The organism is Pseudozobellia sp. WGM2 (assembly GCF_017810075.1).
Taxonomy (GTDB): domain Bacteria; phylum Bacteroidota; class Bacteroidia; order Flavobacteriales; family Flavobacteriaceae; genus JADNYK01.
In genome coordinates this window covers 194,451-211,684 of the sequence record NZ_JADNYK010000001.1, presented here as the reverse complement: position 1 = coordinate 211,684, position 17,234 = coordinate 194,451, and the positions used below count along the sequence as shown (strand labels likewise).

Here is a 17,234-nt window from a genome sequence, read left to right as displayed (position 1 = left end):
TTAAAACTTAATTTACAACAAACCAATGAACCTCGCAATTGGGTAGAGGTTACGATTCACAATTTCATCTAACGGCAAATCGATATCGAAGGCTCTTTCTATAAACCAATAGATTGAAATAAATATCAATAATGCCGATAACCCGACCAGTAATTTCGGATACAACTTACGATTTCGAATCAAATACAAAATCGGAAATATCAGAGCTATAATTACTACTTGACCTATTTCAACCCCTACGTTAAAACCCACCAAAGACAACGATAGATACTCCCCTTTAAAGCCTAACTCGCCTAATACGCTAGCGAATCCGAAGCCATGAAACAATCCGAATACAAAGGCTATAATCCAATCTTTTCCTTTAAAGATGGGTCTAATGTTGTGAAAAGCGGCCAAGCCAACCGAAAATGCGATAATAGACTCAACTACTCTCGACGGCAAGTTAATTATGTTCAAAGACGCCAAGCTTAACGTAATGGTATGGGCCAAAGTAAAGAAAGTCACTATTTTCAAAATATACATAAAGGCCGGTTTGAACTTCTGCACGGGCTCCCAACCTAGAATACTAAAACCTGTATCGGCCACCTCTGCACCATCACCTCTGATTTTGGTTGTTTTTCTTCGAACAACCGATGGTAAAATCAAGGCTAGCAAGAATAGAATGTGATCCATACCGATCCAGATATGCCAAATTCCTTGCTTCACCATAGCTACAAAACCTTTCCATAATGAAGTTTCAGTAAGTGATATAGTACCTTTAGGTTCGTCTTTACTTAAATATAGAGCAACTATCGATTCATTGTTTATTAAACCGGCTTTCCAATTATACTCCATTGCAATTAAACAGCGGTGAGATGGATCTTCTTGAGTAAAGGCAGTGTATTCGACAATTAGATTATCGGGTAGGTTTTCAGACGGTTCTAGCTTAAAGTGAAAATTAATGAAGTCTCCAAACCCAGTATTTAGTTTGGTTATTTCACCGGTAAATACAATTTGAAAATTTCCGTTTTCGGAAGAAAATTCAGCATTCTCCAATAAATAGGCTTGAATTCGATTTTGATGGGGCCGTACTTCATCTATCGACGGATTCAATCCATAATCTAACCCAAAAACACTTATCAATTCATTGGCGTTGACCTCAAATCTACCTTCTATCCCAGTTTCCTCATATATTCTAAGGTATATTAGACTTTGTTTGGGCTGGTGACTAAAAGTGAGTAATGGTAATAAGAGTAATGGTAATAAGAGTAATAATTTTTTCATAGCGTTTGAAAAGGTACAGAATTTTGAAATAAATCTTTTATGCCCTGGCAATCACATTTCTTTAGAGTTAAAAAAATATCTTGAACAGCTCGCGCGACGAAATTTGAAGCTATTTTTTTGATGTTAGAAGAATTATGTCAGGCCAATAAAGACTATTTTCAACGAGTTCTGGTTGGTTATTATTCGATAAATATTAACAATTATTAGGTCAAATTCAGTCTAATGAGTGGTTTTCTCGATTATCGACAAGTTTAATCGGATTATGTCACCACTGCACATTTGAAAACAAAAAAACCAAAACCTACCTTTACCAATGCTATGAAATTAAGACAACACCTTTCCGGTAGGGTATTGTTTTTATTTACACCAATAATTAAAAACCTTACCTTCTGATTTGATTTATACCTTGCAACAAATAATAGAGAAAGCCGCTTCGGATACACCGAACAAGCAGGCTTTTCGGTGTTTCAATGATTCAATTACCTATCGAGAGCTTGACAATAAATCAAACCGTCTAGCAGCTTACCTAATTAATGATGGTGTTAAGAAAGGTGACCGTATAGGTATATATATGAATCGCTGTCTTGAAACCACAATTGCAGTTTACGGCATTTTAAAATCGGGCGCCGCATACGTTCCAATCGACCCTTTCGCCCCTATTTCGAGAGTATCCAAAATTTTAAACGACTGCGGGGTCTCCCATCTGGTCACAACGCCTTTACAAAATAGAAGAATAAATAAGGTTTTGGAGACAGAGACTACGGTCATATCGATAATAGGTAGTGACATTTCGTTTGAGACGAAAACTGTCTCTTGGCAGTTCGTTTATTCCCACTCTGCTACATTACCGAACAAAAAAAATGTCTTAGGCAGTGACCTGGCATTTATTCTTTACACTTCAGGTTCTACGGGAGTACCTAAAGGCATAATGCATACACATTCTAGTGCATTGAGTCTGGCAAAAATTATGGCAGACACCTTTGATTTAACCAGCGAAGATATATTCGGTAACCCAGCACCACTTCATTTTGACCCCTCTACATTCGGCTATTTTGTTGCTCCTTTAGTAAAAGCAACGACCGTAATCGTTTCTGATGCTCATCTGAAAATGCCGACAAGCCTCGCTGCTATGATAGTCGATGAAAAAATTAGTATTTGGTACTCAGTGCCTCTTATGTTAATTCAATTGTTGAACAGTGGCCGTATCGAGAAGCATGATTTTAGGGCTTTAAGGTGGATTTTCTTTGCAGGTGAGGTATTTGTACCCAAGCATTTACGAGCATTGATGCAACTTTGGCCAGAGACCAGATTCACCAATCTTTATGGGCCAGCAGAACTTATTTTATGCACCTATTATAACATTGAGCTGCTACCTACGGCTGAATCCAATGTTCCTATCGGTAACGTCTGGGCAGATACTGAGTTTAAAATTTTAGACAATCGACAAGAAGAAGTGAAAAAAGGTGAAATAGGCGAATTAGCCGTTCGGTCAGCCACCTTAATGCAAGGGTATTGGAATAATGAACAACTTACCGATAAGGCTTTTAAAAGAGTTAAAATTGCTCAAGGCTATGAGCATATTTATTATCGAACGGGTGATCTGGTCAAAGAAAACCAAGACGGTGAACTGTTGTTTTTAGGTCGGAATGATAGACAGATAAAACTGCGAGGCCATAGAGTCGAATTGGATGAAGTGGAATATACATTTTTAAAACATGAAGACGTAGAAGAAGTCGCTGTGGTCGTTTTAGATAAAGAAAAAGAAGCACAAGAATTAGCAGCTGTCATCAAATTACAAGAGGGTGCTGAGACCTACAATCATCAACTTCGTGATTTTTGTAAAGAACACCTACCACTTTATGCCATACCCACAATAATAGAAGTTTTCGCAGATCTGCCCAGAACCAGTTCCGGAAAAATCAATAGAAAAGAAATTAATAATCTTCTAGACCAAACCACTAAATGAAAGATAAGATAGAATCATATATCATCAATAATCTAGCTAGCGAACCCCTAGATAAAATTTATGATGATGAAGATTTGTTAGGTAGCGGAATCGTAGACTCTATGGGCATGATGAACCTCATCAATTTCATTGAAACCGAAGCTGATATAAAGATTCCTTCAGAAGATATGACTATAGAAAACTTCATGACCATAAAAAATATCATGCAATACCTTTCGAGATAACCAAACCACAAGCATGCCCCCTATGAAAACGCAATTTGAAAATTTCTTACCCCTAACTCAAAGTCAATTGACCTTGTGGACAGGGCAGCAAATGCATCCCAATGTTCCGTTGCACGATGTCGTTTACACATTTGATATAAATGGCACTATAAACGAATTAACTTTTGAGAAAGCATTTCAAATACTTGTAAATGAGAATGATATTTTCAAAATTATTTTTATAGATAGAAAAGGTACGCCCCACCAAAGTATCAACGAAAATTCCATTATAAATTTTAAGATTCTAGATTTTGGGCATCGAACAAAAGATGAGATTCATTCTTACATCAAAGAGAAAACCCTTAAACCTTTAAACGTCTCAAAGCAAGTCTATGAAAGTAGTCTTTTGAAAACAAGTGAAAACAGGTATATATGGTATTTCAAACTACATCATTTGGTAACGGATGCAGTGACCTTTTCTATTTTGTACAATCGAATGGCTACGCTATATGGCGACTTACTTCAAGAAAAAAACAGCATTCCAGCGGAATCTGCCTCTTTTAGCGATTACGTGCAGTATGAACAAGAGGTACAGCACAGCAAAATAAACGAATCCTATAAAAAATACTGGGCCAACAAAGTCTCAAAAGACATTCAAAATTTTAGATTCTACGGAGAAAAAAATGACGCTTTGTCCACCGAAGCTGAGCGTATCGAATTATCAATCGGTACTTTACGCACCAAAAAACTAAAAGAATTAGCAAATAAACCGGAAGTAAGAGGTTGGACACAAGATTTAACTCTCTTTAATATTTTCACCACTCTCTACTTGAGTTTTCTTTATCGTACCAGTGGCCAAAAAAGCTTAGTCATTGGTTCTCCGGCTCACAATCGAAGTGAGCGCAGGTTCCACAGAACAGCGGGTCTTTTTATAGAAGTTCTCCCCTACTCCATAGAAATTGAAGATAACGATACTTTTAATACACTTCTGCAGCGCATAAAAGTGGAAAGTAATTCTTTTTTGAAAAACGCGGGGCCTGGAATGACCGGTGCGGTCAAGGAAAGAAATATCTCTGCCCTACTCAATTTCATTACTGCTGATTTCCCCGATTTCAACGGCCACCCTACTAGAATCGATTGGGTACATAACGAACATATAGACAGTGCCCATAGCATTAGATGTCATGTTTATGATTTTCAAAAGAATGGAGACTATCGCTTGGCTTTCGATATCAAAAAAACTTTCTTGAAGGGTAGAAAATCTGTAGACATAGCCAATCATTTTTTTAAGCTTCTCGATGCATTTTTAAATAATATTGATAAGCCCATAGAGGAGATTGAACTTGTAAGTGCCGATGAAAAGCAGAATCTTATCGGTTCTCATCAAGAAATTATCAAACCCGAGAAAACCGTTTTAGAACGGTTTGAAAAATGGGCCTCTGAAAAACCAAACGGTATAGCGATACAGTTTGAAGAACAAACACTCACCTATTCCAACCTTAATAAAAAAGCGAATAGGTTAGCACGATATTTAAAGGCTAAAAACATTGATCATAAGTCGACAGTAGCCATACATATGAATCGTAGTCCAGAATACATAATTGCTATTCTGGCAGTTCTGAAAACCGGGGCCGCTTTTGTGCCCATAGCTTCGGATCAACCTAGAGCAAGACTTGAATACATCTATTCAAACTCGAACAGCTCATTAATGGTAACTGACAGAAATTTTCAGTCAAAAGTTAGTATCGACACGAACGAAATTATTAACATACATGAAATAGCACCTAGTCTCGATACTGAATCATCAAAAAATTTAGACCTCGATATCAATAAAGATGATCTCTCTTATATTCTTTATACTTCCGGTAGTACAGGCAAACCTAAAGGTGTCAAGATTGCTAATAAGAGCCTGGCAAACTATCTGAACTGGGCTCAAAATTATTACCAAGTAGATGAAAGTTCAGTTTTTGCGCTGTTCACTTCTATCGGATTCGACCTTACGATTACCTCTACGTTTCTACCCATTATAAATGGTGGTAGAATGATTATCTACAAGGAGGGTGGTTTAGGGCCTGACACCACTCTTCTTCGAGTTGTAGAAGATAATCAAGTCAACACTATTAAGTTAACTCCCTCTCATTTATCATTATTGAAAGGAAAAACTTTTGATGACTCAAGCATACATACTATGATTTTGGGTGGTGAAGACCTTAAGGTTTCTCTTGCCCAAGAAATTAGTGCATCCTTTTCAAAAAGACTTAGAATATTCAATGAATATGGCCCTACAGAAGCAACTGTAGGTTGTATTGCTTCTGAGTTCGATCCAGCTAAGCATATAGAAAGTTCGGTACCTATTGGTCATCCTATTGAGAATATACAATCCTATATTTTTGACGATTATATGAATTTAGTACCTAGTGGGGTTTCTGGTGAACTCTATTTAGGTGGCATCGGATTGGCCAAAGGTTATATCGGGGCTTCAGAAATGACATTGGAAAAATTCATAGATAACCCTTATAATCCTGGTTCAAAACTATACAAATCGGGAGACTCGGTACGCTTGAATAAAGATGGGGAATTTGAGTACTTAGGCAGAATAGATGATCAGATCAAGCTCCGTGGGCATAGAATCGAGCTATCGGAAATAGAAGCTACTTTAAATCAACTTGATGGTATCGATAACTGTGCAGTTGTTTTGGTAGAAAACGAACAACCGATTCACGAGGAAGAAGTAGTAAACTGCACCAAATGTGGCCTGCCTTCAAACTACCCCAGTACAGACTTTGATGACCAAGGCGTTTGTCATCTATGCCGAGCTTTCGAAACCTATAAGGATAAGGCACATCGGTATTTCAAAAATGACGAACAATTGATAAGCCTATTATCCTCGAAACGAGACAAGAGTGTAAACTATGACTGCATATCGTTATTGAGCGGCGGTAAAGATAGCACCTATGTACTGGCTCGTCTGATAAATATGGGGTTAAAGGTATTGGCCTTCACTATGGATAATGGCTATATTTCCGAACAAGCTAAAGCAAATATCGACAGAATCGTCACTCGCTTAGGGGTCGACCATGTGTATGGCAAAACACCCCATATGAATGAAATTTTTGTCGATAGCCTTCACAGACATAAAAATGTTTGTAACGGATGCTTTAAAACTATTTATACCCTGAGTACTAAAATTGCTTTAGAGAAGAACATTCCGTTTATAGTCACAGGGCTTTCAAGAGGGCAATTTTTCGAAACTAGATTGACCGAAGAGCTTTTTTGGAATGATGATTTGGACACAACCGAAATAGACCAAACTATTTTAGAAGCCAGAAAGTTGTACCATCAAGAATCGGATGCCGTCAAAAAACTTCTCGACACTTCGATGTTCGATGATGATGAAACGTTTGAAAAGGTTCAATTCGTCGACTTTTATAGATTCAGTGATGTAAGTTTGGAAGAAATGCTCGTATTTCTCAAAGAGAGAGCAGGATGGGTACGCCCTACAGATACTGGGCGTTCGACAAATTGCTTAATCAACCAAGTCGGTATTTATGTTCATAAAAAAGAATTGGGTTATAGCAATTATTCATTTCCGTATAGCTGGGATGTTCGCCTAGGGCACAAAACCCGTAACGAAAGTCTTGAAGAAATCAATGAAGTAATAGATGAAATCGAAGTCAAAAGAATTATTCAAGAAATTGGTTACAATGAAATCGATGAAGAAGAAATCAACTCAAATAAGCTTGTCGCCTATTACACGGGCAACCCAGATTTATCTATAAACGAAATTCAAATAGCACTGGCCAAAGAACTGCCCTCATATATGGTTCCTTCGGTGTTCAAGCATTTAACTGAAATTCCTCTGACGAAAAATGGAAAAATGGACAAGGCAGGGTTAAAAAATCTGTCGAGTGCCCAATTAGAAATGGATACGCCTTACGTCGCCCCTAGAAACGAAATTGAGGAGCTAATTGAAGGTATTTGGAAAGAAGTGTTACAGCTGAAAAAAGTAGGGGTTCACGACGATTTTATAGCCCTAGGAGGGCATTCTTTGGCAGCCATTCGAGTTACCGCAAGAATTAATGAAGAGATAGAAATGAATTTTCCATTGAACAAAGTTTTTGAACATACGACCATTGCGTCATATGCATCTTACATCGAACAAACTTTGACTGCTTTATTAGAAAAATAAAACCTTTTTATAAAAATTACGTAGGTACCAATAACCAAACCGAACGATACAATCAATTAAATAGCTTGAAGTCACTTCTCATAAAATACAGTGCGCTTTTTATAAGCATTTGCTACCTGGCAGCTCCATTACACAATGAGATAGGCAATCTATTTCATGATGTTTCACATTTTTTTGAAGCTCCAATAACCGTATTAAATCACAAGGGTTACAGTTCACATAGTCATGTTGTGCACTCTCATCATGAGCATACCCATGCAAGTACCGAGCACAAACATTCGATTATAGATTTCGTCAACTCACTTTTTGATGCCGACAGCACTAATGAAGAAGCTCCGATTTCAAAATTTGTAAAGCTTGATAAACATTTGACATTTGATGAAATTGTTTTTCATAATTCTTTCATTCCCGCACCTGTAATTTGTTTTGCCATCGTGGAGGAAAAAATTAAAAAAGGCTATTTCATTATTCTACTCGAGCCTCCTAAACCCTCATTTATCTCCTAATTGACTTTAAAAATTGATTTCTGCCACAGGCGGTTCTAAAAATCAATACTACTACATAACTTTTTAGAGATGAAGACAAGCACCCAACTGAATTGGAGGATGCTATGCAATTCATTTTTTACCAAAAAAAAATAAAATGAAAAAATTATACTTTTTATTATTTCTAATCTTATCGTGCGCTACTGCCGAGGCACATGATCTTTACGGTACTGTTCTTTCACAAAAGGAAGTGGCAATCGAAGGGGTCGGGGTTTACAATAAAACCACTGGCGGTTATACCTATACAAACGTCTCTGGCTATTTCGAACTCGATGATGTTTCAGTAGGCGATGTCATATACTTTTATAGCCTTGGTTTTAAGAATCATCAACTGACAATAACCGAAGATTTACTCGATAGCACCGTGAAAATTTTGCTAGAGGATTCTGTCGTTTCTTTAGACCAGGTCGTTTTGGTCTCAAAAGTAAATGCCTTGAGTAATTTCGTAAACGTAGATGTTAAAGCCAACCCGGTAAAATCTTCGCAAGAGATTCTCCGCAAAGTTCCTGGTTTAATAATCGGGCAACATGCTGGCGGTGGTAAGGCCGAACAAATATTCTTGAGAGGTTTTGATATTGATCACGGTACCGACATTGCCATTAATGTTGATGGTTTACCGGTAAACATGGTATCACACGCACATGGTCAAGGTTATGCAGATATGCATTTTATAATTCCTGAAACCATAGATAATCTAGATTTCGGAAAAGGACCTTATTATGCCAATAAAGGAAATTTCAATACCGCTGGATATATCGATTTAAAAACAAAAAAGAAAATCGACAACAATTTAGTTTCACTTGAAGCAGGTCAGTTTAATACGTTGAGAACACTTGGTATGTTCAAGATTACAGAGGGTGATTATAGCAACGCCTATGTAGCCTCAGAACTTGTTCTTACCGATGGGCCATTTGATTCACCTCAAAACTTCAACCGTATCAACCTTATGGGCCGCTATAATTTCAGCAATTATGACGACCAAGATCTTACTTTAACCCTATCACACTTTCAAAGCAAGTGGGATGCTTCTGGGCAAATTCCACAGCGAGCTATTGAACAAGGTTTAATTGGACGTTTCGGAGCCATTGATGATACAGAAGGCGGAAATACCAGCAGAACGAATTTCTTGGTCAATCACACCAACCAAATCGATGAACATTCAAGTGTAAAATCAAAGGCATATATTTCAAAATACGATTTTGAACTTTTTTCGAATTTCACCTTCTTTTTAGAAGACCCTGTCAATGCCGATCAAATTCGTCAAAAAGAAGACCGAACTATTATTGGTGCAGAAACTAGTTACCAACGTACTATTCATACTGGTGGTCATGATTCTCAGCTCAAATATGAATCAGGTATGGGTTTCAGATATGATGATGTGAACGATGTTCAATTATCTCGAACAAAAGATAGAAAAACATTATTGGAGAGATTGGCCTACGGAAATGTAGATGAGTTGAACGCTTACGGTTTTTTTGATTTAACTTATAAAAAGAACAAATGGACCATAAATCCAGGCCTACGTCTTGACTACTTCAAATTCGACTATGAAAATCTGTTGAGCGAAGCTTATGATAATAAAAGTGAAACCAAACTCTTTATAGGGCCAAAATTGAACTTAATTTATGCAGCTTCACCAAATGTTCAATTGTTTTCAAAATCGGGAATCGGTTTTCACTCCAACGACAGCCGTGTGGTCACCGCAAATCAAGGTGAAGAAATTTTACCCCTTGCCTTCGGCTCTGATTTAGGTACGATTATCAAACCTACCGATAGATTTGTGGTAAACGCCGCATTATGGTATCTTTTTCTTCAGCAAGAATTCGTTTATGTTGGTGATGCCGGTATTGTTGAACCCAGTGGAAAAACACGTAGGCTAGGTGCTGATCTTGGTTTACGATATCAAATAACCGATTGGCTTTATGCCAATGGTGATGTTAATTATACTCACGCTAGAAGTATTGAAGACCCAGACGGTGAAAATTACATTCCATTAGCCCCTGATTTTACCTCTTCCGCTGGATTATCCTTTAGAGATTTAAGTAACTTTTCTGGTGGCATTAACTATCGATATGTTAATGATAGGCCGGCCAACGAAGACAACTCAATTGTAGCCGAAGGATATTTCGTAACCGATATGAACTTAAATTACTCAATCAAAAATTGGACTTTAGGTCTTATAGTGGAGAATCTGTTCGATACCGAATGGAATGAAACCCAATTTGCGACTGAAAGTAGATTGTTCAATGAAGCTCAATCTTTCGAAGAGATTCATTTTACACCAGGAACGCCATTTTATATTCGTGGCAAAATCTCGGTCAATTTCTAAAATATAGAACAATTTTGAAATAAAGAGTAGTGGAAACAACCTCCACTACTCTTTCTTTTTTTATATAGTTTATCTCTAAGTTTTAGCATCTACCATTTGTTAGCTTCAAACATTCTTCTACCTTATCTTTACCAAATACGGTCAAATTCTTTTCATATCATAAAGGTCAATTTTTGCCGTTAAATTAAAAGCCAAACATACTTTATACTATATGTTCAATTTTTTTAGCAAGAAAAAATTTTTAGTCGATTATTTAGATGGATTTGTAGATATTCACAATCATATCCTTCCAGGAATAGATGATGGCTCTAAATCTGTTGAAGAATCTATAGCTCTTATAAAAGGTTTTAAAGAATTTGGTGTGAATCGCTTTGTTGCGACCCCTCACATTATGAACAACTATTACCCTAACACTGGTAGTACAATTAACGATTCTCTAAATAAATTGAGAAATAGTCTGAAAGAGGCGGACTTACATAATGTTCACATCGAAGCGTCAGCGGAACACATGATAGACGACAACTTTGAAAATTTACTGGATAATGATTCTGTCATGCCGATGAAAGACAACTATTTGCTCATTGAAATGTCTTATTTACAGCCTCCAATAAACTTTGATGAAGCCCTCGTCAAAACAGTAGAAAAACACTTCTTTCCTATTTTGGCACACCCTGAACGTTATGGATTTCTACATTTTAGAAAACGCAGGTATTCTGAATATAAAGAACAGGGTATAATGTTTCAAATGAATCTTTTATCACTAGGTGATTATTATGGCAAAGATGTAACTAAAGTTGCCCATGAACTGTTGGACCAAGGCCAGATCGATTTTATTGGATCTGATGTGCACAATATAAATCAACTTAGCTCATTGAAAAACCTGACTATCTCTGAAAAAACAGCTGAAAAACTTTTACCGATTATCAATAATACTATTGCCAATTTTTACTAGAAAATTTTATTCAATTGACTTGAAATAAAAAGGGGATGCATTTTGCATCCCCTTTTTTAATTGATTGACCCTTAGTTCAGTCGTTAGTTATTAATTAAAAGTTTTAACGTAACAACGTCACCCTGACTCATTAAAATTCTAATAAAATACAAACCATCGGGCAAAGAGTCAACTGAGATTTGATACGAATCACCCACGGTTACAATATCTTCGGTACTATAAGAACTTATCATTTTACCTTGCTGATCATGTAAGTTGATACCTGTCATAATCATATCTTCTGGCTGGTTTATCAATCTAAATACAGCTGTACCGCTGGTCACCGGATTTCTCTCTACTACAATACCCATTTTTTGGCCCTCGCCAACATCTAGCACTAAAATGGTTACTGAAGAAGTGTGTTGGTTACCTCCGTTATCGGTTACAGTTAATTCAACTTCATAAGTCCCTGTATTAATAAAAGTGTGTACAGGATCTATTTCAGTGGAAGTTGTTCCATCTTTAAAGTCCCAAATCTGAGAGGTTATATCCCCAAATGAATTACTTCCTGTAAAAGTCACTTCAAGAGGAACTTCACCTTGTGCAGGAACTGCCTCAGACACCGCCAATAATCCATTCTCAGGTATAACGACAACACGTACTTTATCAGAGTTGGTTTCCCCTTCATCGTCCGTTACCGTTAATTGAAATTCATAGACTCCGGCCACCATATTATCAATAGTTAACTGAGAGGTATTTTCTCCAGTTATACTTGCATTCGGGCCACTAATTTGTGTCCAGCTAAAAGTTACGTTACCTCCGTCAGGGTCTGACCCTGAGCCGTTGAGCGTTATACTGTTTTGTGGTAAATTAATTACTGTATCTTCACCAGCATTAACGATAGGAGCTTTAGTGTTACCTGTACCTGTGGCCTCATTCACGGTTATAGTAACTTCATCAGAAGCTATATAGCCTTCTTCATCAGTTACGGACAACCTAAATATATATGAACCTTCAACCAAATTTTCAAGAACTAGAGTAGACGTTGTTTCGCCATTCATTGTGATTCCGTCAGGACCATTTTCCTTTGTCCATATATATGACTGTATTTCACCATTCGGGTCATTTCCAGAACCATTAATAGTGACGCTGTTATCCGGTAGCGTAATTATTTGATCGGCACCGGCATTTGCTACTGGTCGGTAGCTACTAGGAAGAGCCGTTGTGTTCTCATAAATTCTTGGGATAAAGTCAACAGTCCAACCATTAGATACCACATCTAAATCGCCATCATTATCGATATCAACTACACGTGCTCCGTCATGATGTTCGTAACCTAGCCCACCATCATCGAGAACATGTTGAACGAACTCTCCAGAATTGCATAAATCATTTTCGAAAGCCAAGAGACGTTTGGCTCCTTTCCATTCTCCTACTACAATATCTTTATCTCCATCAAAATCTATATCAATTGCAAAAACGCTCAAACTCCCCCTAACATTAGTACTTATAACATTTCTTATCCAGGGGTCAGTAGGGTCGGAAGGGGCATCAAACCACGAGAGCTCTAAACTACCTGCTGATCCTAATTGGCCAACAACCGCATCAAGATCTCCGTCTCTATCAAAATCCGCTAATTGGGATCTATCGACCGTTGTTGGATAGGTTATACCTGTGTTAAAAGTTTCCCAATCTCCGTTTCCATTATTTCGCAACCAGTTGATACCTTGAAAGAGGTCTAAATCTCCATCACCGTCAATATCACCAGCCTGAATATCCTCACCAGAACTATCATCACTAATATCAACCAAACTCCACGTTTCTGTTGTGATGTTGTTTTTGGCGGGTGGCGTTAACATTTGTACGGGCGAACCTGTAGATTCACCCCCGTTCCAATTGATTGCCATTTGATATGGACCATTTACATCAAAAATACCCCCAGCAAGTCCAGCAACGAAAGGCTCATGATAGGTAGAATCTCCTGCAGGAATGTTGTTGAACACAGTGAAATTACCTTTACCATCATTTTGTGCCCAAACTAACTGTACACTCTCGTATACATCGGGAGATGGACCTAATGTTGTTCCTAGCAAATCCATATCGCCATCATTATCAAAATCATAAACATGGGCCACATTACCAAAACCTTCACCAATTATATTCTTTTGCCAATCTCCTGAGGCCGAACCAGGGTTTTTGTACCACCATCCGCCTGTTACAATATCTCTCAAACCATCACCATCTAAATCGTAATTTGCAAATGTATATACTGCAACATACTCATTTTCTTCAAGTTCATGAACCGTCCAAGATTCTGGAAAATCAGTTTCGTTACAGCTCAATTCTTCTATTACATTTACAGTGATTTCATCAAAAACTCCGGTACCAGTGTGATCAGGATTAAATAGCTCTATTTTAATGGTATGACTTCCTAAACTTAAATCTTCAATAGTTATTGGATTATAACTATAGTAAGGTCCAATCATTACATCATCTACATAATAATGTACATGGGTATTATCTCGACCTATTTCCCAGTCGCTAATGGCAAAAGCCACATTAAAAGTGGAGTTGACTTCTGAATTCTGTGCGGGCGAAACAATATGAATTGACGGAATCGCATCAAAACTACTTGAATCCAGTATTTCTATAGCGGAGATTTTAGCATCGCCTTCCAATGATTCAAAAGATATTGACACGCTACCATCCGATACCTTTACATCATTTATATCCTTTATTAAAACTGTTGCTACACCGGCTTCGCCAGCAATATCAAAATTTGAAAGGACTTGAGCACCTTCAATCTGCACATTAAAAATTCGATTTCCTACACCTCCAGGTGTACTTCCCACACCATGATATAACTCTGCAAAATGTAATCTTACATCAAATGTTCCATTTCCTTGTACCGGTATTTCGTAAGACATATCTCCGAATCTCTCTGTAATATATAACTCGTCATTTTCTGTTCCATCTATTTCAACATTTCTTGAGTAGGTGGTACCCCCTAAAAAATGTTGATCCTCTTCATAAATCTCTCCATTTATTATAAGTTGAGGACCCCCAGCATTAACCCTTATTGGATTAATAGTGCCCAACTGATAACTGTCCGGAACGATAATCAAACCGGACTCGTTCTGAACATTGCTTACATTCAATTCATAAATGGTACCGCCTGACATTGGCGAAACCGTTAATAAAACCGTTCTTTTGTTCGGTTGAAGCACCGCGGCTGATATGGTGATACCATCCGTAAGTGAATAGTTTGAAGTCTCGTGTGCGCTAGCTTCAGTAACGTATTCTGAAAATTCTACACTAATTTGAGTTGATGAGTTAGAGATGACCTCATTGACTAGTGGGGGGGAATTATCCACTGACACACCATTACCCAAAAACTCAACAAAATTAAGGTCAAATATATCTGATTGTCCAGTATTGCTTTTAAAAACAAAGTATAAATCATTTTTACCCCCCGGATCAGTAAAAGTAGACTCGACATCAGTCCACATATTACTACCACCAGTTGATGGAATGTCGGTTGTTACTATTACAGCTCCAGTAGCAGAACCCTTTCTAAGCTCAATTGAACCTCCGGTCGCAGTTGAGGAAACTCTATATTTTACCCCAGTAATGTTTTCAAGATTACGTCCCTCAAAAACGATAAAGCCATTATTGTCTACCCTAATAACACCTGTACCGCCCCCTGCAGAATCGTTGTTCTCAATTACTTCTGTACCACTTTGACTGTCAAAGAACTCCGCCTCTTTCTTTTTTGGATGTAATAAAATTTGATCAAAAGAAGTCAGGTTCCCGGAATCTGTGTAGTTTGACCCCAAAACATAATAAATATCCATACCACCATAAATATCGTGCCCATCATAAAAAAGTGTCGTTGATTGAGGGCACCCATTCAATGTTAAATCATCATGAAAGTGATTCAAGTGCCCCAAAGAAGGTACTATCTTAACATCATTACAATTTATGCTACCATTAGTAGTACTACCATCTTGCGCATCTGAAACCTCTAAATCAATTTCAATGTCGTCTCCCCAACCGACTAACCCTCCATCCGGTGGAGAATTAAATGAAAAAGTCGCAGGGTTATTGCCAGCGTATATCGTTACCACCTTAACACCAAGACCACCATTACCGTCTCTGACCCTAAGTCTCGCTTGGTAAGTACCCTCGACCGTAAATGTGTGGCTGGTATTTTCTTGATTTGAATCGACTACATCGTCTGATTCAAAATCCCACTCATAAATCAAAGGAGAATCACCATCAGCGTCAGTTGTTCCTTCTGAAGAAAAATTAACAGTAAGTGGTACAGCCCCGCTGGTCACATTAGTACTTATGGAAACTACAGGTGAGGAATTTGAAACTACACCAGTATAGTCAACACGTATCAACTTGCCAGTACCCACATTACCAGGACAACACCCTGCTCCATATTGTAAAAGATACATATGACCATCAGGGCCAAACTCCATATCAATAAACCCATCTTTGGATTGGGCAAATACCGAAGGGGCCAATTGTTCATTAGACTGAACAACCCCATTAGAATCCATTTCGACCGCCCAAATCTTGCTGGTATTAAAATCGTAATAAAACAACAACTTATCAAACTCAGCTGGCATACGTTGTTGATCTGTTAAAGTTTCATCATAAAAATAACGAGGTCCGGAAAAAATTGACCACGTATCTCCATTTTCTCTTTTGAACTCAAGCCATGATGGCTTGGCTACCGGCAAGTTTTCAACTCCCGTATTCCATGTCGAAATATTCTTAGGGGAGTTTGGGCTATTATAATAAGTCGGTGAAGCATAATTTATTTGGTAGGCCTCATTATCACCTAAGAAATAAGGCCAACCATAATTACCTGGAGCCTTAGTTAAATTCATTTCATCCATACCTATGGGTCCTTCCGGCCCAGAATTATTAGCATCAGGTCCTACATCACCCCAAAAGACCCAGTCGGTATCTTCTTTATCAACATAGATTCTATATGGGTTACGGGCGCCCATAACATAAATTTCAGGACGAGTGTTAGCTGTTCCTGCTGGGAATAAATTGCCTGTAGGAATAGTATACGACCCGTCAGGCTGAGGAGTTATTCTCAATATTTTCCCTCTTAAATCATTTGTGTTTGAAGATGACTTTTCAGCACTCCAATAAATATTGTTTTCATATAATGCAGAATAGTCAGTGTGTTGCGAATTGTCACCTGTTGCGATGTATAAATTTCCTTGAGAATCAAAGGCCATATCGCCCCCACTGTGGCAACAAGTTGCTCGTTGGCTAGGCCAATCTAAAACGATAACTTCCGAGCCTATATCCAACACATCACCATTCATTGTAAATCTTGAAACTCGATTGACCGAAGATGATTCGGGAGAATAATGCAGGTAAATATGATTATTAACTAAGAAATTAGGGTCGAAAGCAATACCCAACAAACCATCTTCAAGTTCATGAAAAACAGGTATATTACCCGCTGATACTAAGCTCTGATTTGAAGTATTGTAAATTAATATTTCACCGTATCTATCCAACAAAAAAATTCTACCATCAGGTGCGATTGACATTGTTGTAGTATTTGCCAAACCAGATGCTAACTCTACACGTTGAAAATCATCAGGCAATTGCGCCAAAATATTTTTCGGTGATATAATAAAAGATAATAACAAAAATAAGAAAAGAGGCTTGAAACTTTTTATAAACTCTGCGCAATACCCGAAGTTTTCTGGTAATTTAATGTGCTTTGTATTTTGAAAAAAGTAGAATAGCAACTTATAAGTTTTTTTCATA

General features: G+C 37.7%; 8 protein-coding genes. 6 read left to right on the top strand and 2 right to left on the bottom strand.

Features of this window, described 5'->3' with window-relative positions; translation table 11 throughout:
* Positions 1–12: 12 nt before the first annotated feature.
* Entirely contained in the window at positions 13–1,263 is a 1,251-nt protein-coding gene (locus tag IV512_RS00800; protein ID WP_209399747.1) for a HupE/UreJ family protein, read from the bottom strand.
* Positions 1,264–1,657: 394 nt separating this feature from the next.
* Between IV512_RS00800 and IV512_RS00795 the strand changes: the two genes are divergently transcribed.
* From IV512_RS00795 to IV512_RS00770, 6 genes are all read left to right on the top strand, one after another.
* Complete coding sequence (locus tag IV512_RS00795) at positions 1,658–3,229, top strand: amino acid adenylation domain-containing protein (RefSeq protein WP_209399746.1); 1,572 nt, start codon at positions 1,658–1,660, stop codon at positions 3,227–3,229.
* Positions 3,226–3,453, top strand: a complete 228-nt coding sequence (locus IV512_RS00790) for an acyl carrier protein (protein WP_209399745.1) — start codon at positions 3,226–3,228, stop codon at positions 3,451–3,453. Before IV512_RS00795 ends, IV512_RS00790 begins: the two co-directional genes overlap by 4 nt.
* Before the next feature lie 22 nt (positions 3,454–3,475).
* A complete protein-coding gene (locus tag IV512_RS00785) occupies positions 3,476–7,621 on the top strand; it encodes a non-ribosomal peptide synthetase (protein ID WP_209399744.1) in 4,146 nt (1,381 codons plus the stop codon).
* A 65-nt stretch (positions 7,622–7,686) separates the two neighbouring features.
* Complete coding sequence (locus IV512_RS00780; protein ID WP_209399743.1) at positions 7,687–8,127, top strand: hypothetical protein; 441 nt, start codon at positions 7,687–7,689, stop codon at positions 8,125–8,127.
* Positions 8,128–8,263: 136 nt separating this feature from the next.
* Positions 8,264–10,495: a TonB-dependent receptor domain-containing protein gene (locus IV512_RS00775; RefSeq protein WP_209399742.1), complete on the top strand. Its 2,232-nt coding sequence runs from the start codon at positions 8,264–8,266 to the stop codon at positions 10,493–10,495.
* 211 nt (positions 10,496–10,706) lie between these two features.
* Positions 10,707–11,447, top strand: coding sequence for a tyrosine-protein phosphatase (locus IV512_RS00770; protein ID WP_209399740.1), 741 nt, complete (start codon positions 10,707–10,709; stop codon positions 11,445–11,447).
* 83 nt (positions 11,448–11,530) lie between these two features.
* Here IV512_RS00770 and IV512_RS00765 read toward each other — a convergent pair whose 3' ends face one another.
* A complete protein-coding gene (locus tag IV512_RS00765; protein WP_209399739.1) occupies positions 11,531–17,011 on the bottom strand; it encodes a PKD domain-containing protein in 5,481 nt (1,826 codons plus the stop codon).
* Between the last annotated feature and the right edge of the window lie 223 nt (positions 17,012–17,234).

Coding starts and splice junctions, on each gene's coding strand:
- IV512_RS00765 (WP_209399739.1), bottom strand. CDS start 17,011: ATGTCAATCGCACCTGATGGTAGAATTTTTTTGTTGGATAGATACGGT.
- IV512_RS00775 (WP_209399742.1), top strand. CDS start 8,264: ATGAAAAAATTATACTTTTTATTATTTCTAATCTTATCGTGCGCTACT.
- IV512_RS00790 (WP_209399745.1), top strand. CDS start 3,226: ATGAAAGATAAGATAGAATCATATATCATCAATAATCTAGCTAGCGAA.
- IV512_RS00770 (WP_209399740.1), top strand. CDS start 10,707: ATGTTCAATTTTTTTAGCAAGAAAAAATTTTTAGTCGATTATTTAGAT.
- IV512_RS00785 (WP_209399744.1), top strand. CDS start 3,476: ATGAAAACGCAATTTGAAAATTTCTTACCCCTAACTCAAAGTCAATTG.
- IV512_RS00800 (WP_209399747.1), bottom strand. CDS start 1,263: ATGAAAAAATTATTACTCTTATTACCATTACTCTTATTACCATTACTC.